At 67.0% G+C, this 3,088-nt stretch carries 2 protein-coding genes; both read right to left on the bottom strand.

Annotated features, from left to right (window positions below; translation table 11 throughout):
* On the bottom strand, positions 1-1,068 hold a 1,068-nt coding region (ychF, locus tag ACFE7D_RS14235; protein ID WP_375396068.1), incomplete at its 3' end, for a redox-regulated ATPase YchF.
* 212 nt (positions 1,069-1,280) lie between these two features.
* A partial coding sequence (locus ACFE7D_RS14230) for an NAD-glutamate dehydrogenase domain-containing protein (RefSeq protein WP_375396067.1) occupies positions 1,281-3,088 on the bottom strand: 1,808 nt, incomplete at its 5' end.

Here is a 3,088-nt window from a genome sequence, read left to right as displayed (position 1 = left end):
GTCATGGACAAGATATTCCTTGCCCTCCTGCCGCAATTTGCCCGCATCGCGTGCACCGGCCTCACCGCCAAGCGCGACATAGTCGGCATAGGCGATCGTTTCCGCGCGGATGAAGCCGCGTTCGAAATCGGTGTGGATCTCGCCCGCCGCCTGCGGGGCCTTCGCGCCGTTATGGACGGTCCAGGCTCGCGCTTCCTTGGGACCGACGGTGAAGAAGGTCAGCAGGTGGAGCAGCTTGTAGCCCGCAGTGATGACGCGGGCGAGGCCGGTCTCCGCCAGCCCCAGTTCGGTCAGGAATTCCCCGCGATCCTCCGCGGGCATCGTCGCGATCTCCGCTTCGATCGCGGCGGAGACGACGACCGCCTCGGCACCCGCCGACTTCGCTTTCTCGAACACGCGCGCGCTGTGTGCGTTGCCGTCGGCGGCGTCGCTTTCATCGACATTGCAGACGTACAGGACGGGCTTGGCGGTCAGCAGCTGCGCCTGCGCGAATACCCGCGCCTCCTCCTCGTCGCGCGGTTGCGTCAGCCGCGCGGGCTTTCCTTGCCTTAGCAGGTCCAGCGCCTGGCCAAGGACCGCCGCCGCGATCTTCGCCTCCTTGTCGCCCTGCGTCGCCTTCTTGGCGAGCGCGGGGACGCGTTTCTCCAGGCTGTCGAGATCGGACAGCATCAGTTCCGTTTCCACGGTCTCCGCATCTGCGACGGGATCGACCTTGCCCTCGACGTGCGTGACGTCGCCGTCCTCGAAACAGCGAAGCACATGAACGATCGCATCGACTTCGCGGATGTTGCCCAGGAATTGGTTGCCCAGGCCCTCGCCCTTGGACGCGCCGCGGACGAGCCCGGCGATGTCGACGAACGCCAATTGGGTTTCGACGATCTTGGCCGAATGCGCGATCTTCGCCAGCGCATCGAGCCGCTTGTCGGGAACGCCGACATTGCCCACGTTCGGTTCGATCGTGCAGAACGGATAATTCGCTGCCTGTGCCGCGGCCGTCTGCGTCAGCGCGTTGAAGAGGGTGGACTTGCCGACGTTGGGCAGGCCCACGATGCCGCAGCGGAAACCCATGGATATGTCCTGTCTGACTGGAATGTGCAGCCGATGGCGTGCAATCGATGCCAGTGCTTTAGCGAGTGGGGGCGATTTGCTCAACGTCCCCGTCACCCCGGACTTGGTCCGGGTCCATCGTGCCGCGAGACAAGACGCGTTTGGAGGCGCGGTACGATGGATGCCGGGCCAAGCCCGGCATGACGGAACGGGGGTAGCGGTTCGAGTCCGCTCTATCGCGCCAGCAACACCCGCGCCTGACCGGCGATCTGCGCCAGCATCGCGGCATTCGGTGTCGCGGCGTGGCGGGCGCGGTCGATGACAGCCTTGAACTGCGCGACCCGCGCCGCATTAGCCAACAGCCACGCATCCACCGACGCCTGCGGTTCGCTGCCACCGACGCGCGCCAGGAAATCCAGCCGCAATTGCTGGAAATCGCGCGCCAGCCCGGCGATCAGCAGCCGCTCCCAAGGGTCGCTCGGCGATAGCCGCGCCGCCGTCGACTGCGCCCAATCCAGGCCGAGCGCCTGCCCCAGATGCGTGAAGGCGCGGGTCAGTACCGCCTCGTCGATCCGTAGCCGTTCGCCGAGCGCGGCCAGGCCGACCGCGCCGTCGAGTGTGAACAGCCGCACCACGCGCTGCGCAAGGTCGGCTGGTGCCCCCGTGGCCGTAAGCGTGGCGGCAATCGCATTGCCCTGTGTACGTGCCTCGTCGAGCAGCAGCGTCGGGATCTGCCGATCGAGCGCGGCGATGCCGTTCGCCAGCCGCGCGAGCACGCTGCCAGGATCGGTGCCCGGCGCGCTGACCCGCAGCAGGTCGGCGATGTGCGACCGCGCCGCGACCGCGGTCTCGTCGAACAGCGCGATCCGGGCCGCCTCAGGCATCGCCGCGGTCTCGATGTCCGTCCACAGCGCATCCAGCCCAAGCAGACGTTCGGCGACGACGAACATCGCCGCGATGTCGACCATCGCAGCACCTTCCTCCTCCGCCAGTTCGAACGGGTAGAGAATACCCATCCGGTTGACGATCCGGTTGGCCAGCTTCGTCGCGACGATTTCGCCGCGCAGCCGATGTTCATCGATCGCGGTCGTGTATCGTTCGCGCATCGCGGTCGGGAAGGCGGCGTGGAGGTCGGGCTTCAGCGCGTCGTCGCCACCCAGCGTCCCGTGCTCGATCGCGTCCTGCAGCGCGAGCTTCGCGGTCGCGAGCAGCACCGCGAGTTCGGGCCGGGTCAGCCCGCGCCCGTCCTGTCCGCGCCGCATCAGTTCGTCGTTGCTCGCCAATCCCTCGACCGCGCGGTCGAGCCTGCCGGTTTCCTCGAACATCTCGATCACACGGACATAGCTCGGAATCGCGGCCGGGCCGTCCTGCTCCGCGATCGACAGCGCCAGCGTCTGAAGCCGGTTGTCCTCCAGCACGAGGTGCGCGACATCGTCGGTCATCTGGGTCAGCAGCGTGTTGCGCGCATCGAAGGGCAGGCGGCCTTCGTTCATCTCGCGGTTCAGCGCGATCTTGATGTTGACCTCGTTGTCCGAACAATCGACGCCTGCCGAATTGTCGATGAAATCGGTGTTGATCCGCCCGCCGCGGAGCGAAAATGCGATACGCGCGGCCTGGGTCACGCCCAGATTCGCACCCTCGCCGATCGCGGTCACGCGCAAATCCTCCGCATCGATGCGCAACCGGTCGTTGGCGGGATCGCCGACCGCGACATTGGCTTCGGACGCCGCCTTCACATAGGTGCCGATGCCGCCGAACCACAGCAGGTCTGCGGGAGCCTTCAGGATCGCGGCGATCAGCGCGGCGGGTTCCAGCGTGTCGGCGGTGATGCCGAGGATCGCGCGGATTTCCCGCGAGAGCGGTATCGTCTTGTCGGTTCGCGCGAACACGCCGCCACCCCTCGAGATCAGCGACCCGTCGTAATCCGCCCAGCTCGAACGCGGCAGCGCGAACATCCGCTCGCGCTCGGACCAGCTGGCGGCGGGGTCGGGGTCGGGATCGAGGAAGATGTGGCGGTGGTCGAACGCGGCGACCAGTTTCA

This window comes from uncultured Sphingomonas sp. (assembly GCF_964244235.1).
GTDB lineage: Bacteria > Pseudomonadota > Alphaproteobacteria > Sphingomonadales > Sphingomonadaceae > Sphingomonas.
The sequence above is the reverse complement of the archived record's forward strand: the minus strand, read 5'-3'. Positions and strand labels throughout refer to the sequence as shown.